The following is a 21,741-nucleotide window of genomic DNA, read 5'->3' on the forward strand; positions in this document are numbered from 1 at the left end:
CTCACAAAATAACATAAAAACTCAAAACATTAAAACTGACATTTTGACAACCTCTCAGGATTGGCACCATTTCTGATTTATGTATTTATGTATTTTTGTAGATACTATAATATTTAATTAAGAAATGAAACATACATCTATTACATCACTTCAGGATTTCAAAGAGCGATTGAAATCGCATCCCAACCTGTTTTTGCTGGTATACAAAAAGGGTTCTGAACAAAGCAACTGTGCCCTTTCAAACCTCGACGCCATGAAGTCTGATAATGCGACTCCTGTGTTCTCGGTAAACGTTGCCGAAGTGAAAGATGTTCATCCCGAGTACAATATCAATTCGGCCCCCACGCTGATAGAATTCAAGAAAGAAACTCCTGCACGCTATCTGAAAGGATGCCACCGGGAGGGAGCTCTGGAGGCTTTTTTTAACCCACATGCCATCATCAGCAACGCCAAAGATAATCAGAGACAGAAACAGGTAATTGTCTATTCCACTCCCACTTGTTCGTGGTGCAGAACCTTAAAAGATTACCTAAAAAACAATCAGATTCAGTTCAGGGATATTGATGTAAGTAAGGATGAAAAAGCCGCTGCCGAGATGGTTAATCGAAGTGGTCAGCAAGGAGTGCCCCAAAGCCTGATTGACGGTCAGGTAGTGGTTGGGTTCGACAGAAACAGAATAAACAGCCTCTTAGGCATCAATGCATAATTACTAAAATAAATAAACAATGAAAGAGTTACAACCCATTAATCAAAACGTGCTGCTTGAGCTTCAGGATGACAGTTCAGAGCAGACCACTGCCTCGGGAATTATTATTCCTCACAGTGTAAAAAGCAAGGAAAAAGCCGGAAAAGTTGCAGGAATCAGCAACATAGACAATGCTGAGATTTCTGTTGGAGACTCTGTTCTTTACAAAGAGTTCTCAGGAACCGAACTTGAATTTGAAGGAAAAAACTTCTTGTTGGTTCCCTATTCCGACATCCTTGGAAAAGTAGTTGAGACCGACGCCATTTAAACGCTGACGTTTCGCAGACAAAAACATTTAATTATTCCAATATTCCCAAAAAAGGCCGGACTTCACCGGCCTTTTTTATTTTCTGAATGGGGAAAAATCAGATTTTTTTTTCAAAACATTCACTAAATTGCATTTTAATGAACACCAATCTCCAATAAATCGTTGAATTCTGAGATGGAGGATAACAGCCTGAAAAATCCCGATAAACATTTGAAATTAAAACAAAAGCATTTTTTATATGAGCAGCACCCCGATAGTTCCCCATGTGACTTCCGAGATAGGAAATTTAGAAGCTGTAATTCTGCACACCCCCGGCCCTGAAGTGGAAAATATGACCCCCGGCAATGCAGAGCGCGCACTTTACAGTGACATCCTAAATCTGCCGGTAGCCATAGAAGAGTATCAGCAACTCAACGGAGTACTCAACAAGGTATCAAAAACATACCAGGTAAAAGATCTGCTGACAGAAATCCTTATTGATCCAGATATAAAAGTCTCGCTTGTGGAGCGCATCTGTACTCAGGAGAAAGTGCTCAACATCAAAGAAGATTTGCTTTCGCTCAACAACAAAGAACTGGCCACACAGCTTATTGAAGGTGTCGCTCTGAAACGGGATTCACTCACCACATTTCTTTCTGATGAAAGATACGCACTGCGGCCATTACACAACTTCTTCTTCACCCGTGATGCTTCGGTTACCGTTTACAACCAGGTAATGATTTCCAAAATGGCCAATAAAGTAAGAGAACGGGAGTCTATAATCATGGATGCCATTTTTAACTTTTCACCACATTTCAAAACCACCACCATCAACCCTATGGGCACCTGGCATGTAGGCTCCGAAACTTTTATTGAAGGCGGAGATGTCCTCATCGCCAGAGACGATATCCTTATTGTCGGTAACGGAACCAGAACATCCACTCAGGGCATTGATTTTCTGGCAGAGCAGATAAAAACACAAAAAGGGAAAAAACACATTGTGGTACAACAACTCCCGGAATCCCCTGAGTCTTTCATCCATTTGGATATGATTTTCACTTTACTAGACAAGGATACCTGTATGATATACGAACCATTGTTACGTCAGGAGAATTCATTTGCCACCATCCTTATGACCATAGAAAACGGTGTGGTAAAAGAGATCTCCCGACAAGCAGGTTTACTTCAATGCCTGAAAAGTCTGGGAATGGATCTGAGACCTGTGCCTTGTGGAGGAACAGATTTATGGCAGCAGGAGCGGGAACAATGGCACAGCGGAGCAAATTTCTTTGCTCATGGCCCCGGAAAGCTAATCGGTTATGCCAGAAACGTACACACCCTGGAAGCACTCAACCAGGCAGGCTTTTCCATTATCAAAGCTTCAGATGTAATCAGCAACAAAACAGATCTTTCCGATTACGAAAAATATGTTATCACCATCGAGGGATCAGAACTGCCCCGCGGAGGCGGTGGTGCCCGCTGCATGACAATGCCTGTAAGGAGATCAAAAGTTAACTGGTAGTAAAAAATCCCCGGGAAAAATTCCCCGGGGATTTTTTTAATAAGCAATCTCTATTCTAAAAAAGAGTTTCTCAGGACACTAGTGTCATGTCAAGCATAAAGAATTTATTAAACCACTTCTTTCACAATATCTGCGGCTTCTTTCAACGTAATTGCAGAGCGTACTTTTAACCCTGAGTTATCAATTACTGCTTTTCCCTCTTCAGCATTGGTCCCCTGTAACCTCACAATAACAGGAACTTCAATATCCCCAAGGTTCTTATAGGCTTCAACTACCCCAGAAGCCACTCTATCGCAACGTACAATACCACCAAAGACATTGATCAACACAGCTTTCACAGCGGAATCAGACAAGATAATTTTCAACCCTGCTTCTACTGTTTCAGCATTGGCGCCACCTCCCACATCCAGAAAATTGGCAGGCTCTCCGCCCGACAATTTAATAATGTCCATGGTGGCCATTGCCAATCCGGCTCCATTGACCATACAACCAACATTTCCATCAAGTTTCACAAAATTAAGGTTGTTCTTTCCTGCTTCGGTTTCGGTTGCATCTTCCTCATTCAAATCGCGCATATCAGCCAGATCGGGATGTCTGAACAATGCATTGTCATCCAGATTCACTTTTGCATCTACCGCAAGAATCTTATCGTCGGTCGTCTTTAGTACCGGATTTATCTCAAAAAGTGAAGCATCTACAGCTACATAAGCTCTGTACAGAGCTGCAACAAACCTTGTCATCTCCTTAAATGCCTGACCTTCCAGCCCAAGATTAAAGGCAATCTTACGTGCCTGAAAAGGCAAAACACCTGTACCGGGATCTATCTCTTCCTTAAATATCAGTTCAGGGGTTTTATCCGCCACCTCTTCAATATCCACCCCTCCCTCGGCAGAATACATAATCGTATTCTTTCCGGTTTCTCTGTTAAGCAGAACACTCATATAGTATTCTTTCTTCTCGGAAGGACCGGGATAATAGACATCCTGTGCAATCAGAATCTTTCTGACCTTCTTGCCTTCAGGACCAGTTTGATGGGTAACCAATTGCATACCAATCATGTCTGTGGCGAGATCTCGAACCTCATCAAGACTTTTAGCCAGCTTCACACCGCCACCTTTTCCTCTGCCTCCGGCGTGTATCTGAGCTTTTAGCACCCACCAACCTGTGCCGGTTTGCTCTTGAAGTTGTTTTGCAGCTTCTACTGCTTCATCGGCAGTATCAGCAATTAACCCTTCCTGTATAGAAACACCATTCTGCTTAAGAATTGCCTTTGCCTGGTACTCATGAATATTCATATTGTAGATTTTTTTGTGAAAACTATGATTAAACGTTCATTTTATTCGTTTGACTTAAAGAGAATCTCTAATTTTGTCCCTTAAAAAAATGCGAAAATTAAAACTCAATGAACTTGGCAGAATATCTGTCAAACAATTCAAAGAATCTCCTAAAACCCCTATAATTGTTGTTCTGGACAATGTCAGAAGCCTTCACAATGTGGGCAGCATTTTTCGCACATCCGATGCTTTCCGGCTGGAAGCCGTTTACCTCTGCGGAATTACCTCTGCTCCGCCCCATAAGGAAATTCATAAAACGGCCCTGGGAGCTGAAGATTCGGTAAAATGGCAATACTTTAATGAAACAACAGAGGCCATAGAAAAGTTGAAAAGCAACGGTTATTTACTTCTCGGAATTGAACAAGTGGAGAAAAGTACCCCTTTGGAAGAGTTTCAAACAGATACGCAACAAAAATATGCAGTGATTCTGGGCAACGAAGTAAAAGGAGTTGACCAGAAAGTAATAGACCTGTGTGACAAATGCCTGGAGATTCCACAATTCGGAACAAAGCATTCCTTCAACGTCTCTGTTTCGGCGGGAATCGTTCTTTGGGAGTTGTCTAAAAAATGGGTGCTCACGTCAAAGGAGCCCCAATAATCTAATCAGCAGTAATGTGAAAGGATTGAAAGAAACATATTCTCTCATTCATGAGCCAAAAAAAGAGGCTGCCATACGGCAGCCTCTTCTTTTATCTTAAAGGTATAAACCTATACTTATTGTACAATTTCTTTGAAAGAAGCATCTTCAAAGTAGCGTGCAAATTCCATATCGGTTGCAGCAACTTCTTTCAGAGAAGCATCCAACTCAACGGCTTTGTCAAGATTTTCAAACAACATATCAGTGTCATTCTGACGAGCACCAATAATTGCTTTCAAATAGTACTTGATACCTACTTCAGCGTCATTGGCATTCAAAGTAGCCAAAGCAGCGTCATAGTTTCCGTTAAGAATCTTAGCCAAGGCAGCGTTGCAATTGTTACTGTTACCAAAGTAACGAACAGCCTCGTCGTAGTTGCCATTGTAGATGGCCAACACACCAAGGTTATTGTCCAAAGCAGCACCGGCACCGGCAGCTGAATCAAAATATTCTTTAGCAGCCTCAACATCGTCTTCATGAAGAGCAATAACACCAAGGTTATTCAACACTACAGGCTCATTAGATTTCATGTTGTTGGCTTTCTCGAAGGCAACTTTTGCACCATCAACATCACCTTGCTTCATAAGTACAACACCAATGTTGTTCTGAGCTCTCCAGCAATTAGAATGCTGTTCTAAAGCAGCTTTGTAAATATCAAGTTGCTCTCCCAGATCATCAGTTAAAGTAGCAGCATAAAGAATTTCCTCAAGCTTCAATTCTTCGGGAGAAGAAGAAGCCAGCTCAGAAATCTCATCATCAGATTTTCCGATAACTTCTACGTTAACATTCAACTTGGCACGACGCAACTGAGGAAGAATGTCATCAGCAAGTACCTTATAGGTAGCAGCCATGTTTTTAATTTCTGACTCACGAACTTCAGGATCATTGTGTGTAGAAAGAACTCTCAGAATAACGTCTTTATCCTCAATGTCACTCTTCTCAACCAAAGCTTTAAATCCTTCCCAGTCTTCGGGAGTGTTACGAAGTTCGAAGAAATCCTCAGCAGTAACATCTTCAACTCCGGCTTTATTCAAAGCACCTTCCAGGTATTTTTTTGCTGACGCTTCACGATCTCCGGCTAAACGAGTGTTCAAATCAATTGGTCCGTCGGGAGAAGCATAAGCAGAAATATTGGCACCCTTGAACTCTTTGTTGTCAGCTTCTTTGGCGGCCTTCACAAATTCTGAAAGGGTTTTAATGTCTTCGTTTCTCAATTCTGAGTTACGAACATTTGAACGCTGAATCAGATAATGAATATCAGCTTCGCCAACTTCAGGAGTTACTCGCTGGAAGTTATCTTCTCCAAGAGCAGCCATCGCACCTTTTTTGCCCAGCAATTGAGAAGTTGAAATTACTCCTTCAGCAATTTTTACTGGCTCAAAGTCAATGGATGAACCACCACGAGTAGCAGTAACACGAACAACGAGATCAGAGACTCTCATATTCTCATTGTAGTCCACAGTTCCTTCATAAGTAAACTGACCACCATTGGCATAAGAAATCACCTTAGCGTTACCATCAACGCTTTCTCCTTGTAACTCGTAAGGAGCATAAGCAGTTTCGCCTCCGTCATAAACCAAAACAGGAGTTGCGGTAATTTCTGTTTTCTTATCGAAGTAGCCACCCGGTACTTGTACCTTGATGGTTACAGGCACCTGACCACCATGTGCTTCCAAAACCTCAGGAGTCACAGTATAGTTAATGTCTGGTGCGTTGTCTTTCATCTTATCCAGACCGGAGCAGCTGGCCAGCAAAGCAGCAAGTGCAACAGTCGCAAAAAGATTGATCCTTGTTCTTTTCATAATGTTAACCGAATTATTTGTTCTTGAATAAATCCTATCTTCTATACAAATTTAGGAATGTTTTTAATAAATGAAACACTTCAAACACGATTTAATGCAAATATAGCCAATCATAGAAGTTTTTCAACAAAAAAATAACGTGACACAAAGAAGAATATTCACATTGGACAAAACCCGTTTCATTTTCTCCTGTAAACATCTAACATAAGCCAAACCTTTCAAGGGAAGTAACATAACCGACACCCCTTTAATAGTGAGGGGATCCAATCGATCATCTTCCCTTATTTGCAGTGCCCTTTTTGCAAAGATATTTTTGTTATCAAACAATACAAATTTTCTCTTTTACAAAGACTATTTACAATAATAAGTTTTTTTGCTGACAAAATAAAGTTTTTCACGGTTTTTTAAACCCTGTTTACCAATTATATGGTTCCAATCCCATATTGTAAAAAGTAAATGCATGCGTATCAGCAACCTCTTCAATTTGTTTGGTTACAGGCTTCCCGGCTCCATGTCCGGCTTTGGTCTCAATTCTGATAAGCACAGGATTCTCTCCTTTGTATTTGTCCTGAAGCGTAGCAATATATTTAAACGAATGTGCAGGAACCACACGGTCATCATGGTCAGCTGTAAAAACAAGGGTGGCGGGATAATCTACCCCCGATTTGATATTATGAACGGGTGAGTATCCATATAGATAACGGAACATCTCCTCGCTCTCATCGCTGCGACCGTAATCTCCGGCCCAGGCCCAACCTATGGTAAACTTATGATAACGAAGCATATCCATCACCCCCACTGCCGGCAGAGAAACCTGGAACAGTTCGGGCCTCTGATTAACAACAGCTCCCAACAAAAGACCACCGTTGGAGCCACCACGAATAGCAATTTTATCCGAATTGGTATAACCCATCTCAATTACTTTCTCTGCAGCAAGGATAAAATCATCAAAAACCCTCTGTTTATTCAGCTTAGTACCACCCTGATGCCAGTCTTCTCCGTATTCTCCCCCTCCACGGATGTGCGCATTAACATAAACACCGCCATTTTCAAGCCAGGGTATCAGACGCACATCAAATCCAGGCGAATAAACAACATTAAATCCTCCGTATCCATAAAGCATCAGGGGATTATTGCCGTCGAGTTCAATACCTTTTTTATGAACAATATGCAATGGCACCTGGGCTCCGTCTTCTGCTTCGATGAATACCAGCCTGGTTTCATAGTTGTCTCCGTCAAAATCGACCTCCGGCTCAAAGATTACGTTGCTATCTTTGGTTTCCAGATTAAAGTCAATAACCTGACCGGGGACATTATATGAATCAAAGGAGTAAAACAATTCATCATCATCGCGAATGGTTCGCAAAGCTCCCACAGAACCTCTTCCCGGCAATTCTATTTCAAAAAGCTCTTCTCCTGAAAAATCAAACACGAGAAGTTTGGATTCGGCATCCACCATATAATGTGCCACGGCATACGATTTTGAAAGAGCAACGCCATTAAGCACATCTCCCTTTTCAGCGACCACTTCCTCCCAGTATTCAATTCCGGGGTTGTCAGGAGTCACAGCCATTATCCGGTAACGGGGGGCATCAAAATCAGTCAGGACCCAATATTTCCCGTTTACCGTTCCCAGATAAGTGGTGTTATTTTCGAATGATGTATCGGCAACCGCCCACTCATCACCGTTCCATTCCCTAATCAGAAATGAATTATTACTGGTCGATTCACTTCCTGATAGAATAATGCTCTTATTGTCATCATCCATTTCTGCAGTGAAATTGCGCAAAGCATTCACAGGATCCTTGTAAATCAACTCATCCTCAGACTGCTTCTCTCCGAGTTTATGATAAAAAACCTGCTGAAACTCGTTCACATTGGTCAACTCCTCCCCTTTGGCGGGTGCATCATAACGACTGTAAACAAAGCCCTCTTCCCCCATCCATGAAATGCCGGAAAACTTCACCCATTCCAGATGATCATCCAATTGCTCTCCGGTAGCCACATCCAGGACATAAATTTCACGCCAGTCAGAGCCGCCACGAGATATAGAGTAAGCCATATAAGTACCATCTTCAGACACTGAATAATCCGAAAGAGCCACGGTTCCGTCTTCAGACAATTTGTTGGGATCAAGCAATACTCTTTCTTCTCCGTCTATTCCCTCTTTCACATACACAACATATTGATTCTGAAGTCCGTTGTTCCGCATAAAAAACCAATATTTCCCTTTACGAACAGGAGTTCCCTGCTTTTCGTAATTCCATACTTCGGTGAGTCTCTCTTTTATTTTATCTCGAAATGGAATCTCACTCAGATACTTATTGGTAACTTTCACCTGACGCTGAACCCAGTCCTTCGTCTCTTCAGACTGGTCATCTTCCAACCATCGATAAGGATCGGCAACCTCGGTCCCGTAATAAACATCAACAGTATCTACTTTTTTGGTTGCCGGATATTCCGGAGTATCAGGACCTTTATCCTTACAGGAAAATAATGTTGCCATAGCAAGCAGTGCCACAATAATAATTCGATAGTTCATTTTTTTAGATTTTATACTGATGTAACCGACTAATACAGACGATTCTGTTTTTTAATTTTTCTTTCTTTGTTTTTACCGGCTATCCAACCCACCATCATACCAATAAAGGCTCCCGTCAGCAAAACACCTCCAATCACCACTCCTGCAACCACCACAATGGTAATCAATGCACCAAGAATCCCAACCAGAATCCCCATCAACACAAACCGGGACAACCACAAGCCTTTAGGGAATACTTTGTGATCGGAACGCAGATGACGGACACTGTCTTCCAATTCGGCCTGAAAATTGACCATCTCCGGGGCATCGGTCTTCATCCATTGCCCCAATTCAAAACTCATCTCATCCAGCGACTCAAAGTGCCGGCGGCAAACTTCACAATCGGTTTTATGAGTTTCCAGGTGGTGCATCAAACGAGGGAAAGCTTCCAGACTGTAAAATCTGATACTCTCACGCGGAGCACCTTTAAGACGACTGCTCAAAATATCGTACCACTGTTGAATCGTTCGGTAGCGGCTCATAATTCTATAATATTGATTATTCAGTAAACAGATCGGGTACAAGTCCCGGAAATTCAACATGGGGTGTTCATAATTAATCTGTTGCAATGTTCAACAAAGACCAAAACACAGGCGTAATCAAAAAAATTGCCTTGAAAATAGTTGATTATTCCCTTCATCAATTTTCTATGTGGTCACCTGCATTTATTAGTACTTGAACACCTTAAAACGAAAACTTTTGACTAATCCAGGCTAAATTGCAGGCTAAAAATACAAAATCCCCGATGGAATAACATATTCCACCGGGGATTTGTTGATATTTTGAGAATTCAAAGCATTTGAAGTCTCAGATTTGTCTAATTATTTCCGTTCAGGACGGGGAAGTAACACTTTACGGGACAGCTTCAGTTTTCCTGAACGCTGATCAACCTCAATCAGTTTTACTTCAACCATATCTCCCTCTTTGAGAACATCCTCCACTTTCTCGAGACGACGCCACTCAATTTCAGAAATATGCAGCAATCCGTCTTTTCCGGGAAGAATCTCCACAAATGCCCCAAAAGGAACAATTGATTTCACTTTTCCGGTATAAACGGTGCCCACCTCGGGAACTGCAACAATTCCCTTGATACGATTCAATGCCTTATCAATAGCATCCTTATCACTGGCAGAAATACCTACAATACCGTTTTTCTCATCTTCGTCGATGGAGATACTGGTATTGGTTTCGGCTTGAATCTCCTGAATAATCTTACCACCTGGTCCGATTACTGCACCAATCATATCTTTAGGAATACGCAAGGTAACAATTCGTGGGGCATGAGGTTTAAGATCTTCTCTTGGCTCACTAATGGTCTCAGAAATCTTATCCAGGATATGAAGCCGTCCGCGACGAGCCTGCTCCAATGCTTTTTCCAGTACTTCGTAAGAGAGACCCTCTACTTTAATATCCATCTGGGTAGCAGTAATTCCATCTGCGGTACCAGTCACTTTGAAGTCCATATCACCCAGATGATCCTCATCTCCAAGGATATCAGAAAGTACTACATACTTATCACTGTCCTTATCTGTAATCAACCCCATGGCAATACCCGAAACTGGTTTCTTCAGCTGAATTCCGGCATCCATCAATGCCATAGTACCAGCACAAACGGTAGCCATAGAAGAAGAACCATTCGATTCCAAAATATCAGAGACAACCCTGATCACATAAGGCATCTCCTCGGGCAACATCCGCTTAAGAGCTCTGTGCGCAAGGTTTCCATGACCAACTTCCCTACGGCCTACACCCCGGTATGGTTTGGCGTCTCCGGTAGAAAACGGAGGGAAATTATAATGCAATAAGAATCGGTCATATCCCTTAAACAACACATCATCCACCAGTTTTTCATCCAGTTTGGATCCCAGGGTAACAGTTGTCAGCGACTGTGTTTCACCGCGTGTAAAAATAGCTGAACCATGAGGTCCGGGAATGCAATCCACTTCGCTCCAGATGGGACGAATTTCATCCATAGCACGACCATCAAGACGTACATTTTCATCCAACATCACTCGACGCACAGCATCTTTCTCCACATCGTGGAAATATTTCTTGATCAGTCCTGTAGGAATTTCGTCCTCTTCTTCGTTGTAATTATTTTCAATAAACTCATCAACAATAGAAGAAAATCCGTCCATACGCTCATGCTTATTCGGGTTCCCCGCACGGGCAACTTCACAAGCCTTATCATAAGTAGCATCCCAAACTTTCTTCCGCAGCTCCTCATCATTAACTTCGTGCGAATATTCACGTTTAGCCACATTGACCATTTCGGCAAGTTCAACTTGAGCTGCACACTGCACCTTGATGGCTTCATGCGCAAATTTCATGGCTTCCAAAAGTTCAGCTTCAGAAACCTCCTCCATCTCACCTTCCACCATCATAATATTATCCATCGAAGCGGCCACCATTATTTCAAGATCCGCTTCTTTCATTTCTGACGCAGAAGGATTAATTTTCAGTTCCCCATTGATACGGGCTACCCTCACTTCGGAAATAGGTCCTGCGAAAGGAATATCGGAAACAGTCAATGCAGCAGAGGCTGCAAGACCGGCAAGAGAGTCAGGAACACTTTCATTATCAGCAGATATAAGACTCACATTCACAAATGTATCGGCATGATAATCTTCCGGGAAAAGTGGTCTCAAAGCTCTGTCAATCAATCTCGACACAAGAATTTCGAAATCAGAAGGACGACCTTCCCGCTTGAGAAAACCTCCGGGGAAACGCCCTATTGCAGAATACTTTTCTCTGTAGTCCACAGAAAGTGGCATAAAATCGACATCAGGTTTCGCATCTTTAGCAGAAACCACGGTAGCGAGCAAATACGTATTGCCCATTCTAACAACGACCGATCCGTCGGCCTGCTTGGCCAACTTTCCAGTTTCAATTACAATTGACCTTCCATCACCGAGGTCAATACTTTTTTCAATCGGCTTAATCATAAATAAATTTCTATTTTTCTTACAATCTCTAAATCAATCCCAAAGATAGATAATATCTGCCACCCACCGTCCAGAAACATCACTTTTTTTCAAAATGTCCGCAAAACCGGGCATGAACAAAAAACAAAAAGGCAATTCCCGGAAGAGAACTGCCTTTCTGATACTATCCTTTTTTGACCTATCTACGAAGCCCAAGGTCTTTAATCAGCTCACGATATTTTTCAATATCTTTTGCTTTCAGATAATCGAGCAAGTTACGACGCTTACCAATCATCTTTTTAAGAGCGTACTGGGTACTGAAGTCTTTCCTATTAGCCTTCAGGTGTTCGGTCAAATGTGCGATACGGTTGGTAAATAATGCTATCTGGCTTTCAGGTGAACCAGTGTCAGTATTCGACTTCCCGTACTTCGCAAAGATCTCTTGTTTTTCTTCTTTTGTCAGATGCATACGATCTAATTAAATATATGGTTTACAAATAGGCCGCAAAGATATGGAATAATTTAAAAACCTGCAAACAGGTCGTTTATAGTTTTTTGTAAATGCCTGGCAAAAGATTAAAATGACTGAGGTTAAGGTTGAGAATGAGGCTAAGACTAAGGTTGAGGCTGAGCATTAACACACATAGATTTCTCTCAAGCTTAACCTCAACCTCAGCCTATCTTCTCAATACCCCCTCTCCTCAGCCATTTGCTCCATCTCTTCTTCGAAAATTTCCTGAAACTTCTGCTTATCGTAATCGAGTTGCAATTTATCATCGTTGGAAATTCTCCGGTCAATTCCATTCAGCACATCATCCCGATGTACCTCTATGGCCACGAAGCCATGATATTTCCCTTCTTCGGTAACACTCGCTTTTTCGCAGGTAACCACAATATTGTTGATGGTTTCATCGGCAACTTCACGCGTCATATTTTCAAACTTTTGTTCAAATTCGGCAGCATCACCTATTTCACGCTCATTAACATACCGGTCGGTCACCGACTTGGTATTGGAGTTTATCAGGGTCACCAGACGTTGCTTGGCCAGCAACAGCGCCTTCTCTTTAGCCAGACTCAGATCGGAACTGGTGGACATGGCACTGGCCCGGAAAAAATTCTTATCCGACTTCCCCTTGTCTTCGCAAGGCAATTCTTCAATGATATCTCCTATTTCACTTTTGGCAGTTACTTTCTTCTTGGATTTACAGGAAGAAAAAGCCCCCATCAGGATCAGAGAAAATGCGGCGATAATCAAAATTCGAGATTTCATAACAAGATGTTTTGAGTTCAACGATACAAAATAAATACTTTTTAACACTTCTAAAAATAACAAAAAACGAACCAACTTTTATTTATGGGTGAATTTTAATGACAAAACACCACGTCCAAGTCTACAGGCCAAGCACTTACGAAGATCGCAATAATTTCTTTTAAGATAAACCAACCCCTGACTTTGGGCAGATGATTTAGCTTTGACACCAATAGACGGTCTTGCCCAACCATCAACCACGCTGTTTTTCTCCGCTGGCAATTCAGAAAGCCAGTCAAGCACCCTTTGTTGCAAATCCGAATTACCTCTTAATCTTCCAAATGCAAACAGCATCGGCACCACGGTGTTAATGATTATCAGATCAATGGTTTGTTTTCCTATTCTCTTGGATTTGGGAGGACTACCAACTCCGGGCCGGTAATGATTGTGCCAATATTCCGACGGCTGCACTGCGAGCAATTTCCGCACTTCAGCAAGGGTCTCACATGACAATAAGTTATCAAACAAAAAAGGGTTTCCGGAAATAAGCGCAGCAAGTTGAACCAAACGAACAGTCGGAAAATTACCTGGTCGCATTCTCAGAAATTTCCATAAATGAGCAGACATTGGCTGAAATCCGTACTTATGTTTCATTATTCGGTATTCCCGAACCATCACCCGGACATATTCATCCTCATGAAGAAGCACTTCCAAAAAGCCGGCATGTCCCAGCATCAGAGCTTCCAATTTTATTGGGGAGTCCGCATTCTTGAGAATATATTGCCAGGGAATTTGTCGGGCAAGTTGCTCAAATGGCTCACCATTGAGACCAAAGCCGAAGTTTCGTGAAAGCACCACAAAAAACACCTGCTTCCAGTCGTTTTGACAGCTTCTCAGAAGCGTCTCAATGCCCGACACCTTCTGCTCCAACTTCTCTATCAACATCCGCTCTATCCATGCATCGATTTCGAAACGCAAAACATTTCCGATTTTATTTTCACAGGCAATCCACCCTTCATGCTTCCTGAGCGCCTGATATTCATTCATCATATTTTCCGGAATCTCCATTTCCCAACAGGGAATTACTCTTCCGGCACTGTTTTTTATCTCTTTATCATTGTTGAGCACCACATGCACTACCACATTGTCATAAAGAGCGTCCAAATGATGTTTGTGGTGGTACCAATCAGAAGCTTTGAGATGTATTTCTACATTCCCGGCCCACAAAATATCGTCCAGTTTAATTTTGGCATTGAAAAAGTCGGGTCCTGAATTGGAATTGGGCAATCCGGGATGAATCACCTCCATTTGCTGATTCCGGTCGGTAAAAAAAATCCCCGGCCTATAATATTTGTATTGCCAGAGAAATTGGAGAAACTCTTCATTCATAAAAACAACAGGCTTTGTGAATTTTCAAAATGGCTTACATACAACCATAAGAAAATCCCGGTCATCAAATATCTTGATGCACCCCAGCCTGAAATGCAAGCTACGAATAATACCGAAATATTACAATTATAAAAGTGACGCTTCTTTGAGAAGATCAGCCATTTCCTGTTGAACTTCGGTGGCTGCAGAACGGGCCTTTTGAGCAAAATCCTCTCCATCACCGGCAAAAATAATTCCCCGGGAAGAGTTGACCAGCAATCCGCATTGTTCATTCATCCCGTTGCGTGCCACTTCCGCAAGACTACCCCCCTGAGCTCCGACACCAGGAACCAAAAGGAAATGTTTGGGCGCAATTTTCCGAATATCCTGCAACATCTCAGCACGGGTAGCCCCAACCACATACATCATATTTTCCTCGTCGCCCCAATTCATGGAAGTATTAATCACCTTTTCAAAAAGGCGTTCATCATTTTCCCTGACATACTGAAAATCTGAAGCTCCTTTATTGGATGTAAGCGCCAACAGAATTACATACTTTCCCACATAAGTAAGAAACGGCTTAACAGAATCTTCGCCCATATAAGGAGCCACGGTAACGGCATCAAAATCCATTGCATCAAAAAAAGCTTTGGCGTAAAGATTAGAGGTATTCCCGATATCCCCACGCTTGGCATCAGCAATAATAAATATATCCGGATAATTGTACCGAATGTAATTTACCGTTTTTTCGAGTGTATTCCAGCCGCTGACACCCATGCTTTCATAAAAAGCCAGATTGGGTTTATAAGCCACCGCCAGATCGTGCGTGGCATCAATAATCTCCTTATTAAAAGCAAAAACAGGATCGGTGGTATCGTAAAGAAACCTGGGTATTTTATTGATATCACTGTCAAGCCCCACACAAAGGAAGCTTTGTTTCTTTTTTATCTGTTCAAAAATTTCCCGGCTGGTCATGGCATTAATTTTTAACTAGTTTCAAATTAAATATGATAAGTGCTGAACTTTCCTATGATTGCAACTGAAGAAACACCTTTACATCTCACTTGCTTTCAACCGCTCTGCATTCTCCTCTATCTGCAATTTATCAATCACGCCCACGATATCGCCATCCATCACTGCAGGTAAATTATAGATGGTATAATTGATGCGGTGATCGGTAACACGTCCCTGCGGATAATTATAGGTCCTGATCTTGGCAGAGCGGTCACCCGTGGAAACCATTGTTTTTCTTTTGGAAGAAATCTCGTCAAGATACTTCTGATACTCCAGGTTATAAATCCGGGTACGCAGTTCAGTCATTGCCTTATCCAGGTTCTTAAGCTGCGACTTCTGATCCTGGCAGGTTACCACTATTCCGGTGGGAATGTGCGTAAGGCGAATGGCGGAATAAGTGGTGTTTACAGACTGACCACCCGGACCGGATGAACAATAAGTATCTTTCCGGATATCCTCTTGTTTCAGGTCAATATCGAACTCCTCGGCCTCCGGAAGAACAGCAACTGAAGCAGCCGATGTATGCACCCGTCCCTGTGTTTCTGTTTGAGGAACCCGTTGGACACGGTGAACACCTGACTCATATTTCAAAATTCCATAAACCCCGTTTCCGGAAACTTTCATTACGACTTCCTTATATCCGCCTGAAGTACCTTCCGAATAGTGAGTTACTTCGGTTTTCCAGCCTTTACTTTCACAGTACTTTGTGTACATACGAAACAAGTCTCCGGCAAAAATACTGGCCTCATCGCCACCGGCTCCGGCACGTATTTCCATTACGGCATTCTTGGAGTCTTCAGGATCGCCCGGCAAGAGCAACATTTTGATTTCCTCCTCCATTTTAGGGCGTTCTTCTTCCAGCCCGTCCAACTCCTCACGTGCCATAGCCCGCATCTCCTCATCGTCTTCTTTCAGCATAGCCCTTGAAGACTCAATATTTTCCAGAAGATTTTTGTAATCTTTTCCAACATTTACAATGTCTTCAAGTTCCCGGTACTCCTTATTCAACTTCACATAACGCTTCTGGTCAGAAATCACCTCCGGATCTGTAATCATTTGACCTATCTCCTCAAACCGCAGGCGCAGGGCCTCAATTTTCTCGAGCAATGAATTATCTTGTGCCATATTACCTCAATATTTCCACACAGCGTTTTACTGTGACAATAAACAATTTCTTAAACTTAATACATAAAAAAACCTGCCTACAGAACGGAAAGTCATTGAAGTCTCCCGGGCATCTGCAACAGGTTATAATTATCCGGCGAACCTAATAATGATAAGTTCCCTTTTCTCCTTTAATGGTCAATTTGTTTCCTTCCGAAGAAGCCTCACAACGCCCGACTATCTGAGCATCAACGCCAAACGAACTGGCAATGTCGACAATACTGGCAGCAGCATCTTCTTTCACATAAAACTCAAAACGATGGCCCATATTAAAAACCTTATACATCTCCTGCCATGGAGTTTGTGATGTCTCCTGAATAATACGGAACAATTCGGGAACCGGAAACAAGTTGTCTTTTACAACATGCATATCATCCACAAAGTTCATCACTTTGGTTTGGGCGCCTCCTGAGCAATGCACCATTCCGTGAATCTGGGGACGTATCTGCTCAAGCACTTTTTTCACCACCGGTGCATATGTGCGGGTGGGTGAAAGCACCATTTTACCGGCATCAATCCCTAATGCGTCAACCATTTCAGAGAGCTGATACTTTCCCTGATAAATAAGGTCATCAGCCACCTCCGGATCAAAACTCTCCGGATATTTCCTGGCAAGATAATGGGCAAACACATCGTGACGTGCCGAAGTAAGCCCGTTGCTGCCCATCCCCGCATTATAAAAATCTTCATAAGTAGCCTGACCTGTGGATGAAAGTCCGACAATAACATCACCGGGCTGAATCAGGTGATTGGAAATTACATCGCTTCGACGCATACGCGCGGTGACCGTAGAATCCACAATGATGGTACGCACCAGGTCGCCCACATCAGCAGTCTCTCCTCCGGTGCTGTAAACTGATATCCCCTGCTCTCTGAGATTCTGCAACAACTCCTCGGTACCATTAATAATGGCAGAAATGACCTCCCCGGGGATTCTGTTTTTATTTCTTCCGATGGTGGATGACAACAAAATATTGTCGGTAGCCCCCACACACAATAAATCGTCAAGATTCATAATCAGGGCATCCTGCGCAATCCCCTTCCAGACAGATAAATCTCCGGTTTCACGCCAATACAGGTAGGCAAGTGAAGACTTGGTACCTGCCCCGTCGGCATGCATAATGTTACACCACTGCGGATCTCCGCTTAAGAAGTCCGGAACAATTTTACAAAATGCTTTGGGAAAAATTCCTTTATCCACATTTTCAATGGCCTTATGCACATCTTCTTTGGAAGCAGAAACGCCCCGCTGATTGTATCTTAAATCTTGCTGCACGAAGAGTTGGTTTTGGATGTTTTTTAATTTCCTGCAAAAATACAGAAACTTTTTGGGGTAGAAAAACAAGATCTTTTACAATCCACTGGAAACTTGAGTGGTTTCACTGTCGGAGTCAACAGACTTAAGTGTTATTTGCTCTTCAAACTCATCACTTTCCTCCATTCCCTCTGTCGAAAACTCCAGCTTGCCGTTATAATAATCGTCTGCAGTAACCATCACAATATAATCAGCATCTGGATCCAACACAAAAGTAAAGGCTCCTTCGGAAGATGTTGATGTGGTAAGATTTATTCCATTATTTCCCACTACACGAACCGTGGCTCCCTCAATAGCGTCGCCCTCCTCATCAACAACTTTTCCCTGTAATATTGCATCAATATCGGGCAATTCAAAATTGAAAATTTGCTCCACTCCCCGATAACTGCCCCGTGAAGAGGAAAGCATTCCCATCTCCCGGATTCCTCTGAAAGCAATACCAAAGTCATGTCCCGGAGAATTCAGTGGTAAACCCAGGTTTTTTATTTCCCATTCTTCATTTTCAGCATCATATACCGCTTCAAAAATATCCAGGCCTCCATATCCGACCAATCCATCAGAAGAAAAATAGAGCTGACCGTCACTGCGAACCGTTGGGAACATCTCATCTGCAGGGGTATTGATATCCACTCCAAGATTCTCCGGAACGCCCCAGTCGCTGCCGGATGAACGGGTTACCTTCCAAAGATCTTTTCCTCCAAAACCACCCGGCATATCAGAAACAAAATACAAGGTGTTCCCATCAGGAGACAGGGCCGGATGAGCAAAAACAAGGCTGTCAGGCCCCAAAGGAAGCTCTTCTGGTTCGCCCCAGCGACCTCCTGCCTTATGTTGAACCATTATCCTGGTTCCCATTGGCTCCTCTTCAGGATACAAAGATCGGGTAAAAAACATCTCTTTACCATCAAAAGAAAAAGCCGCCACACCATCGTCCTGCGCGGGATCTCTTACTCCTACAAACGGGACAGGATCTTCCCATCCTCCATCTCCATCCTGAATAGAACTGTATATCATAGAACTCCCTTGTCCGGTAATCTGATTGATATCTCTTTTTTTATCCCCTCCTCTCATGGAAGAAAAATAAACAGTAGAATAGTCATCTCCGGCAAAAGCTGGCGAGTAATCACTTTCCCTTGACCTGAGATCGCGATTTTCCTCTACAACATAACGGGTTGTTTGGGGATTATTCATAGCCATCTTACACGACTGGATACCATTCAAAGCAGCCCTGTTTCCAACATCATGCTCCAGATAAGTTTCATAAGCCTCAATGGCTTCCTCATAATCTTCCCGCATTCGTAAGGACTGCCCCAGAAAGAAGTGCGCTACCGGATCAGGAAAACCATACCTGATGGCTCGCTGAAAATAAGAAGAAGCTCTGCCGGCCTGACCTATATTGTAATACGACATGGCCAGATAGTAGGAAGCCTGCGCTCTGTAGTAGCGATTATCAAAATCCATTTTTCTAAACTTCTCCACCGACCGGCTATACTCTCCAACCTCATATAGCTTAACTCCGGAAGCCAGTTTGGCCTCGGCACTACATCCGGACAACAACAAAACGGACAGACCTGTCAATAAAAAGAATAAAATGCGGATCACCATGCGAGGCAAAAGGTAAAAAAAGAATTAATACTCGGTTCACAGTACTCAAAGGTAATGCTAACAAAACATAAACGAAAAAAAGAACAATATATTTTGCATTGTAACATTGGTCTTTCAGCTAACCATGCACACTTTATCTAACCCTGGATTATACAAAAAACAATATAGCAGGGAATACGGAAACAGGCTGAAAGCCTGAAAGCAATAGCCTAATCTTGTCAATGTGACATTATGTATTAAATATAACTAATTGAAATTAATAGCGTTAACTGTTTTATATATAAGGTAGGTTAAAAACTTCCGGTTGTTTGCCTGAATTTTTCAGAAAGATTTGTATGCGGACAAATTGAAAATCCTTTGTCCATACAAGACCTTGGCACAGTAATCAACTTTTGTGTCCTTGCCTAACCTGGCTAAAAGATCGTCAGGTATCAATCCTAATACTTTTTGAATGTTTACTTTTTGTCCGGTAAACATATTTTCTTGTTATCTGACAAAGAACATGACAAAGAATCACATTAAAATATTAATTAACAAAAAATTATCAACGCTCAGTCGTTTTTTTGTTGATACAGAAGGGAAATTTAGAAATTGACAATGAAAATCTTTCGACCACCCCTAATTGCAAATCCAAGGGAGGTAAAGGGAGTGGAATACAATTCCACTCCGACGGGGGATAACCCCACACCCAACTCTTCCAATTTCATTCCTTTCAACCATTTCTGAGTTACCTTTACGGCATTATTGGCTCTTGGCCTAATGCCGGATATGGAGTATGGAACTCCCGGCCTCCAAATGGTCGTAAACTGCACGGGTGATTTGGTTGCGATTTTGAGAAGTGTGCGCATTATTGTATTAAACAATTCTGCCTTCTTAATAAACCTGCAACTCTGTTTTGCCTTCGGGAAGATAGAGCATGAAAAAAGTACAAGATTCGATTAAAGAGTCATCGTTTTCAGGAACATATATCATTCTTCTAACAACACCTTTCTTATCAATGACATGGCGTAAAACTGCAATTTTACCGTCTTTATATAAAGCTAATTCATAATTCTCTATTGGAAATACTTTTTCATCAGGATGATTTGGCTTGATAAAAGACAAATCATTCTTAATATCTTCCTTGATAGATGCTAAATTATCTATATAGTGGCAAGTATAATAATTAGTAAGTCTATCAATATCTGCTAAAAGATCCCCTGCCACATCACAATTCACAAAATTTTGTCTTAACTCCTCATATTTTCTAAGAACCCGTTCTTCCAGGTCGGGAAGGGTACGCAGGTCAACGGCATTTTTGAGTCGGTGGCTATGATCCCAGGGCACCTCTGCATGAAAGGTTATTGTGGTATCCCAGTATTGAATTCCTTTATCGAGAATGCTGTCGGGCATGGATATATAATCCGTTAAATATTGAGGCTCATCATCCCCTTTGCGCTTGTCGGGGGCGTAACCTATGCGTACGGTGAGTTTATTAGTTCTACTTCGAAATTGAGAACCTCTGGAAGTAAACACCCTTATTCGAAGATGTTGATCGCCACTTTTTTCTATGTACTGATTCAGAAGATCAACTCTATATTCAGGATATCTGCTTGTGTACGCATAAGAAAAGGGAATGCTATTTATTTCCAGGAGAGCAGGCTGTGTTCCTTGCCTGTCCAGTTCTACCCAATATACCGGTTGCTCGTCAAATTTTTGCACTTTCCGGGCTATTTCACGAACCATCCCGTCGAGTTTGGCAACGCTTTGCCGGTACTGCTTCTTCTTTTCATCGCTGTTGCCCACTATCACAACGTTGGTGTCCAGTATGCCTTCCACGACTTTTAGGGGATAAAGCTCGGTAAAAGCACTGTCGAGTTGTTCGCCTGTGGGATAATACCTGACCGGCTCATCAGATTTCTGTTGTGAACTGCCACAGCTAATCGTTAGAAGCTGGAAAAAAAGAATGGTGTATAGTAGAAAATTTGTTTTAGTATCCATATTGCTTTTCATTTTTTGATGGGTTGTAATTATTGTTTTCAAGGGTTTCTTCTATGACTATATTATGGGATTCTTTGAATTCATCCATGGTCATTACCAATAATGTTTTACGATCCTGATAGTCGTTAAACGCTTTTCGTGAATCCGGAGCATTTAAAAATCTCCCGGTTGTTTGCCTGAATTTTTCAGTAAGATTTGTCGGATACTCAGACTCATTGTACTTTTTAAAGTTGTATGCATCCATCAAAGTTTTT

Annotated in this window: 19 protein-coding genes; 4 read left to right on the forward strand and 15 right to left on the reverse strand. The window is 42.2% G+C overall.

Annotated features, from left to right (window positions below; all coding sequences use genetic code 11):
- Positions 1 to 124 precede the first annotated feature (124 nt).
- From W7W_RS0109595 to W7W_RS0109610, 3 genes are all read left to right on the forward strand, one after another.
- On the forward strand, positions 125 to 706 hold the full coding sequence (locus W7W_RS0109595) for a glutaredoxin domain-containing protein (protein ID WP_010663562.1): 582 nt from the start codon (positions 125 to 127) through the stop codon (positions 704 to 706).
- A gap of 19 nt (positions 707 to 725) precedes the next feature.
- On the forward strand, positions 726 to 1,013 hold the full coding sequence (locus W7W_RS0109600; RefSeq protein ID WP_010663563.1) for a co-chaperone GroES: 288 nt from the start codon (positions 726 to 728) through the stop codon (positions 1,011 to 1,013).
- A gap of 238 nt (positions 1,014 to 1,251) precedes the next feature.
- Positions 1,252 to 2,514 (forward strand): arginine deiminase, encoded by a 1,263-nt coding sequence (locus W7W_RS0109610; protein WP_010663564.1) that lies wholly within the window; start codon positions 1,252 to 1,254, stop codon positions 2,512 to 2,514.
- A 107-nt stretch (positions 2,515 to 2,621) separates the two neighbouring features.
- On the opposite strand, the gene sucC is transcribed toward W7W_RS0109610, so the two are convergent.
- On the reverse strand, positions 2,622 to 3,809 hold the full coding sequence (gene sucC, locus W7W_RS0109615) for an ADP-forming succinate--CoA ligase subunit beta (protein WP_010663565.1): 1,188 nt from the start codon (positions 3,807 to 3,809) through the stop codon (positions 2,622 to 2,624).
- An 88-nt stretch (positions 3,810 to 3,897) separates the two neighbouring features.
- Between sucC and W7W_RS0109620 the strand changes: the two genes are divergently transcribed.
- Positions 3,898 to 4,446, forward strand: a complete 549-nt coding sequence (locus tag W7W_RS0109620; protein ID WP_010663566.1) for an RNA methyltransferase — start codon at positions 3,898 to 3,900, stop codon at positions 4,444 to 4,446.
- Between the two features lie 116 nt (positions 4,447 to 4,562).
- Here the strand turns inward: W7W_RS0109620 and W7W_RS0109625 are convergent, their stop codons facing one another.
- The 14 genes from W7W_RS0109625 to W7W_RS0109705 form a co-directional block, all read right to left on the reverse strand.
- Positions 4,563 to 6,287 (reverse strand): tetratricopeptide repeat protein, encoded by a 1,725-nt coding sequence (locus W7W_RS0109625; RefSeq protein WP_010663567.1) that lies wholly within the window; start codon positions 6,285 to 6,287, stop codon positions 4,563 to 4,565.
- Between the two features lie 415 nt (positions 6,288 to 6,702).
- Positions 6,703 to 8,829 (reverse strand): prolyl oligopeptidase family serine peptidase, encoded by a 2,127-nt coding sequence (locus W7W_RS0109630; protein WP_010663568.1) that lies wholly within the window; start codon positions 8,827 to 8,829, stop codon positions 6,703 to 6,705.
- Between the two features lie 29 nt (positions 8,830 to 8,858).
- Positions 8,859 to 9,350 carry a hypothetical protein gene (locus W7W_RS21980; RefSeq protein WP_010663569.1) on the reverse strand — a complete coding sequence of 164 codons (492 nt, stop codon included), beginning with the start codon at positions 9,348 to 9,350 and terminating at the stop codon, positions 8,859 to 8,861.
- A gap of 339 nt (positions 9,351 to 9,689) precedes the next feature.
- Positions 9,690 to 11,813, reverse strand: coding sequence for a polyribonucleotide nucleotidyltransferase (gene pnp, locus W7W_RS0109645; RefSeq protein ID WP_010663570.1), 2,124 nt, complete (start codon positions 11,811 to 11,813; stop codon positions 9,690 to 9,692).
- Between the two features lie 178 nt (positions 11,814 to 11,991).
- The gene (rpsO, locus tag W7W_RS0109655) at positions 11,992 to 12,261 is read right to left on the reverse strand and encodes a 30S ribosomal protein S15 (protein ID WP_010663571.1); all 270 of its coding nucleotides are present in this window, start codon (positions 12,259 to 12,261) and stop codon (positions 11,992 to 11,994) included.
- A gap of 216 nt (positions 12,262 to 12,477) precedes the next feature.
- Positions 12,478 to 13,062: a hypothetical protein gene (locus W7W_RS0109660; protein ID WP_010663572.1), complete on the reverse strand. Its 585-nt coding sequence runs from the start codon at positions 13,060 to 13,062 to the stop codon at positions 12,478 to 12,480.
- A 78-nt stretch (positions 13,063 to 13,140) separates the two neighbouring features.
- Positions 13,141 to 14,430, reverse strand: a complete 1,290-nt coding sequence (locus W7W_RS0109665; protein ID WP_010663573.1) for a DUF2851 family protein — start codon at positions 14,428 to 14,430, stop codon at positions 13,141 to 13,143.
- A gap of 126 nt (positions 14,431 to 14,556) precedes the next feature.
- Entirely contained in the window at positions 14,557 to 15,384 is an 828-nt protein-coding gene (gene pyrF / locus W7W_RS0109670) for an orotidine-5'-phosphate decarboxylase (protein WP_010663574.1), read from the reverse strand.
- Positions 15,385 to 15,462: 78 nt separating this feature from the next.
- Positions 15,463 to 16,548: a peptide chain release factor 1 gene (gene prfA, locus W7W_RS0109675; protein WP_025007167.1), complete on the reverse strand. Its 1,086-nt coding sequence runs from the start codon at positions 16,546 to 16,548 to the stop codon at positions 15,463 to 15,465.
- A gap of 142 nt (positions 16,549 to 16,690) precedes the next feature.
- The gene (locus W7W_RS0109680) at positions 16,691 to 17,863 is read right to left on the reverse strand and encodes an AIR synthase related protein (RefSeq protein ID WP_010663576.1); all 1,173 of its coding nucleotides are present in this window, start codon (positions 17,861 to 17,863) and stop codon (positions 16,691 to 16,693) included.
- Between the two features lie 75 nt (positions 17,864 to 17,938).
- The gene (locus W7W_RS0109685) at positions 17,939 to 19,507 is read right to left on the reverse strand and encodes a carboxypeptidase regulatory-like domain-containing protein (protein WP_010663577.1); all 1,569 of its coding nucleotides are present in this window, start codon (positions 19,505 to 19,507) and stop codon (positions 17,939 to 17,941) included.
- 584 nt (positions 19,508 to 20,091) lie between these two features.
- The gene (locus tag W7W_RS0109695; RefSeq protein WP_010663578.1) at positions 20,092 to 20,355 is read right to left on the reverse strand and encodes a hypothetical protein; all 264 of its coding nucleotides are present in this window, start codon (positions 20,353 to 20,355) and stop codon (positions 20,092 to 20,094) included.
- Between the two features lie 25 nt (positions 20,356 to 20,380).
- Entirely contained in the window at positions 20,381 to 21,487 is a 1,107-nt protein-coding gene (locus W7W_RS0109700) for a hypothetical protein (RefSeq protein ID WP_044084689.1), read from the reverse strand.
- On the reverse strand, positions 21,477 to 21,741 hold a 265-nt coding region (locus tag W7W_RS0109705; RefSeq protein ID WP_010663580.1), incomplete at its 5' end, for a hypothetical protein. The genes W7W_RS0109700 and W7W_RS0109705, both read right to left, overlap by 11 nt.

The organism is Marinilabilia salmonicolor JCM 21150 (assembly GCF_000259075.1).
In the GTDB taxonomy this organism is placed as follows: Bacteria; Bacteroidota; Bacteroidia; order Bacteroidales; family Marinilabiliaceae; genus Marinilabilia; species Marinilabilia salmonicolor.

Coding starts and splice junctions, on each gene's coding strand:
- W7W_RS0109595 (WP_010663562.1), top strand. CDS start 125: ATGAAACATACATCTATTACATCACTTCAGGATTTCAAAGAGCGATTG.
- W7W_RS0109600 (WP_010663563.1), top strand. CDS start 726: ATGAAAGAGTTACAACCCATTAATCAAAACGTGCTGCTTGAGCTTCAG.
- W7W_RS0109610 (WP_010663564.1), top strand. CDS start 1,252: ATGAGCAGCACCCCGATAGTTCCCCATGTGACTTCCGAGATAGGAAAT.
- sucC (WP_010663565.1), bottom strand. CDS start 3,809: ATGAATATTCATGAGTACCAGGCAAAGGCAATTCTTAAGCAGAATGGT.
- W7W_RS0109620 (WP_010663566.1), top strand. CDS start 3,898: ATGCGAAAATTAAAACTCAATGAACTTGGCAGAATATCTGTCAAACAA.
- W7W_RS0109625 (WP_010663567.1), bottom strand. CDS start 6,287: ATGAAAAGAACAAGGATCAATCTTTTTGCGACTGTTGCACTTGCTGCT.
- W7W_RS0109630 (WP_010663568.1), bottom strand. CDS start 8,829: ATGAACTATCGAATTATTATTGTGGCACTGCTTGCTATGGCAACATTA.
- W7W_RS21980 (WP_010663569.1), bottom strand. CDS start 9,350: ATGAGCCGCTACCGAACGATTCAACAGTGGTACGATATTTTGAGCAGT.
- pnp (WP_010663570.1), bottom strand. CDS start 11,813: ATGATTAAGCCGATTGAAAAAAGTATTGACCTCGGTGATGGAAGGTCA.
- rpsO (WP_010663571.1), bottom strand. CDS start 12,261: ATGCATCTGACAAAAGAAGAAAAACAAGAGATCTTTGCGAAGTACGGG.
- W7W_RS0109660 (WP_010663572.1), bottom strand. CDS start 13,062: ATGAAATCTCGAATTTTGATTATCGCCGCATTTTCTCTGATCCTGATG.
- W7W_RS0109665 (WP_010663573.1), bottom strand. CDS start 14,430: ATGAATGAAGAGTTTCTCCAATTTCTCTGGCAATACAAATATTATAGG.
- pyrF (WP_010663574.1), bottom strand. CDS start 15,384: ATGACCAGCCGGGAAATTTTTGAACAGATAAAAAAGAAACAAAGCTTC.
- prfA (WP_025007167.1), bottom strand. CDS start 16,548: ATGGCACAAGATAATTCATTGCTCGAGAAAATTGAGGCCCTGCGCCTG.
- W7W_RS0109685 (WP_010663577.1), bottom strand. CDS start 19,507: ATGGTGATCCGCATTTTATTCTTTTTATTGACAGGTCTGTCCGTTTTG.
- W7W_RS0109695 (WP_010663578.1), bottom strand. CDS start 20,355: ATGCGCACACTTCTCAAAATCGCAACCAAATCACCCGTGCAGTTTACG.
- W7W_RS0109700 (WP_044084689.1), bottom strand. CDS start 21,487: ATGGATACTAAAACAAATTTTCTACTATACACCATTCTTTTTTTCCAG.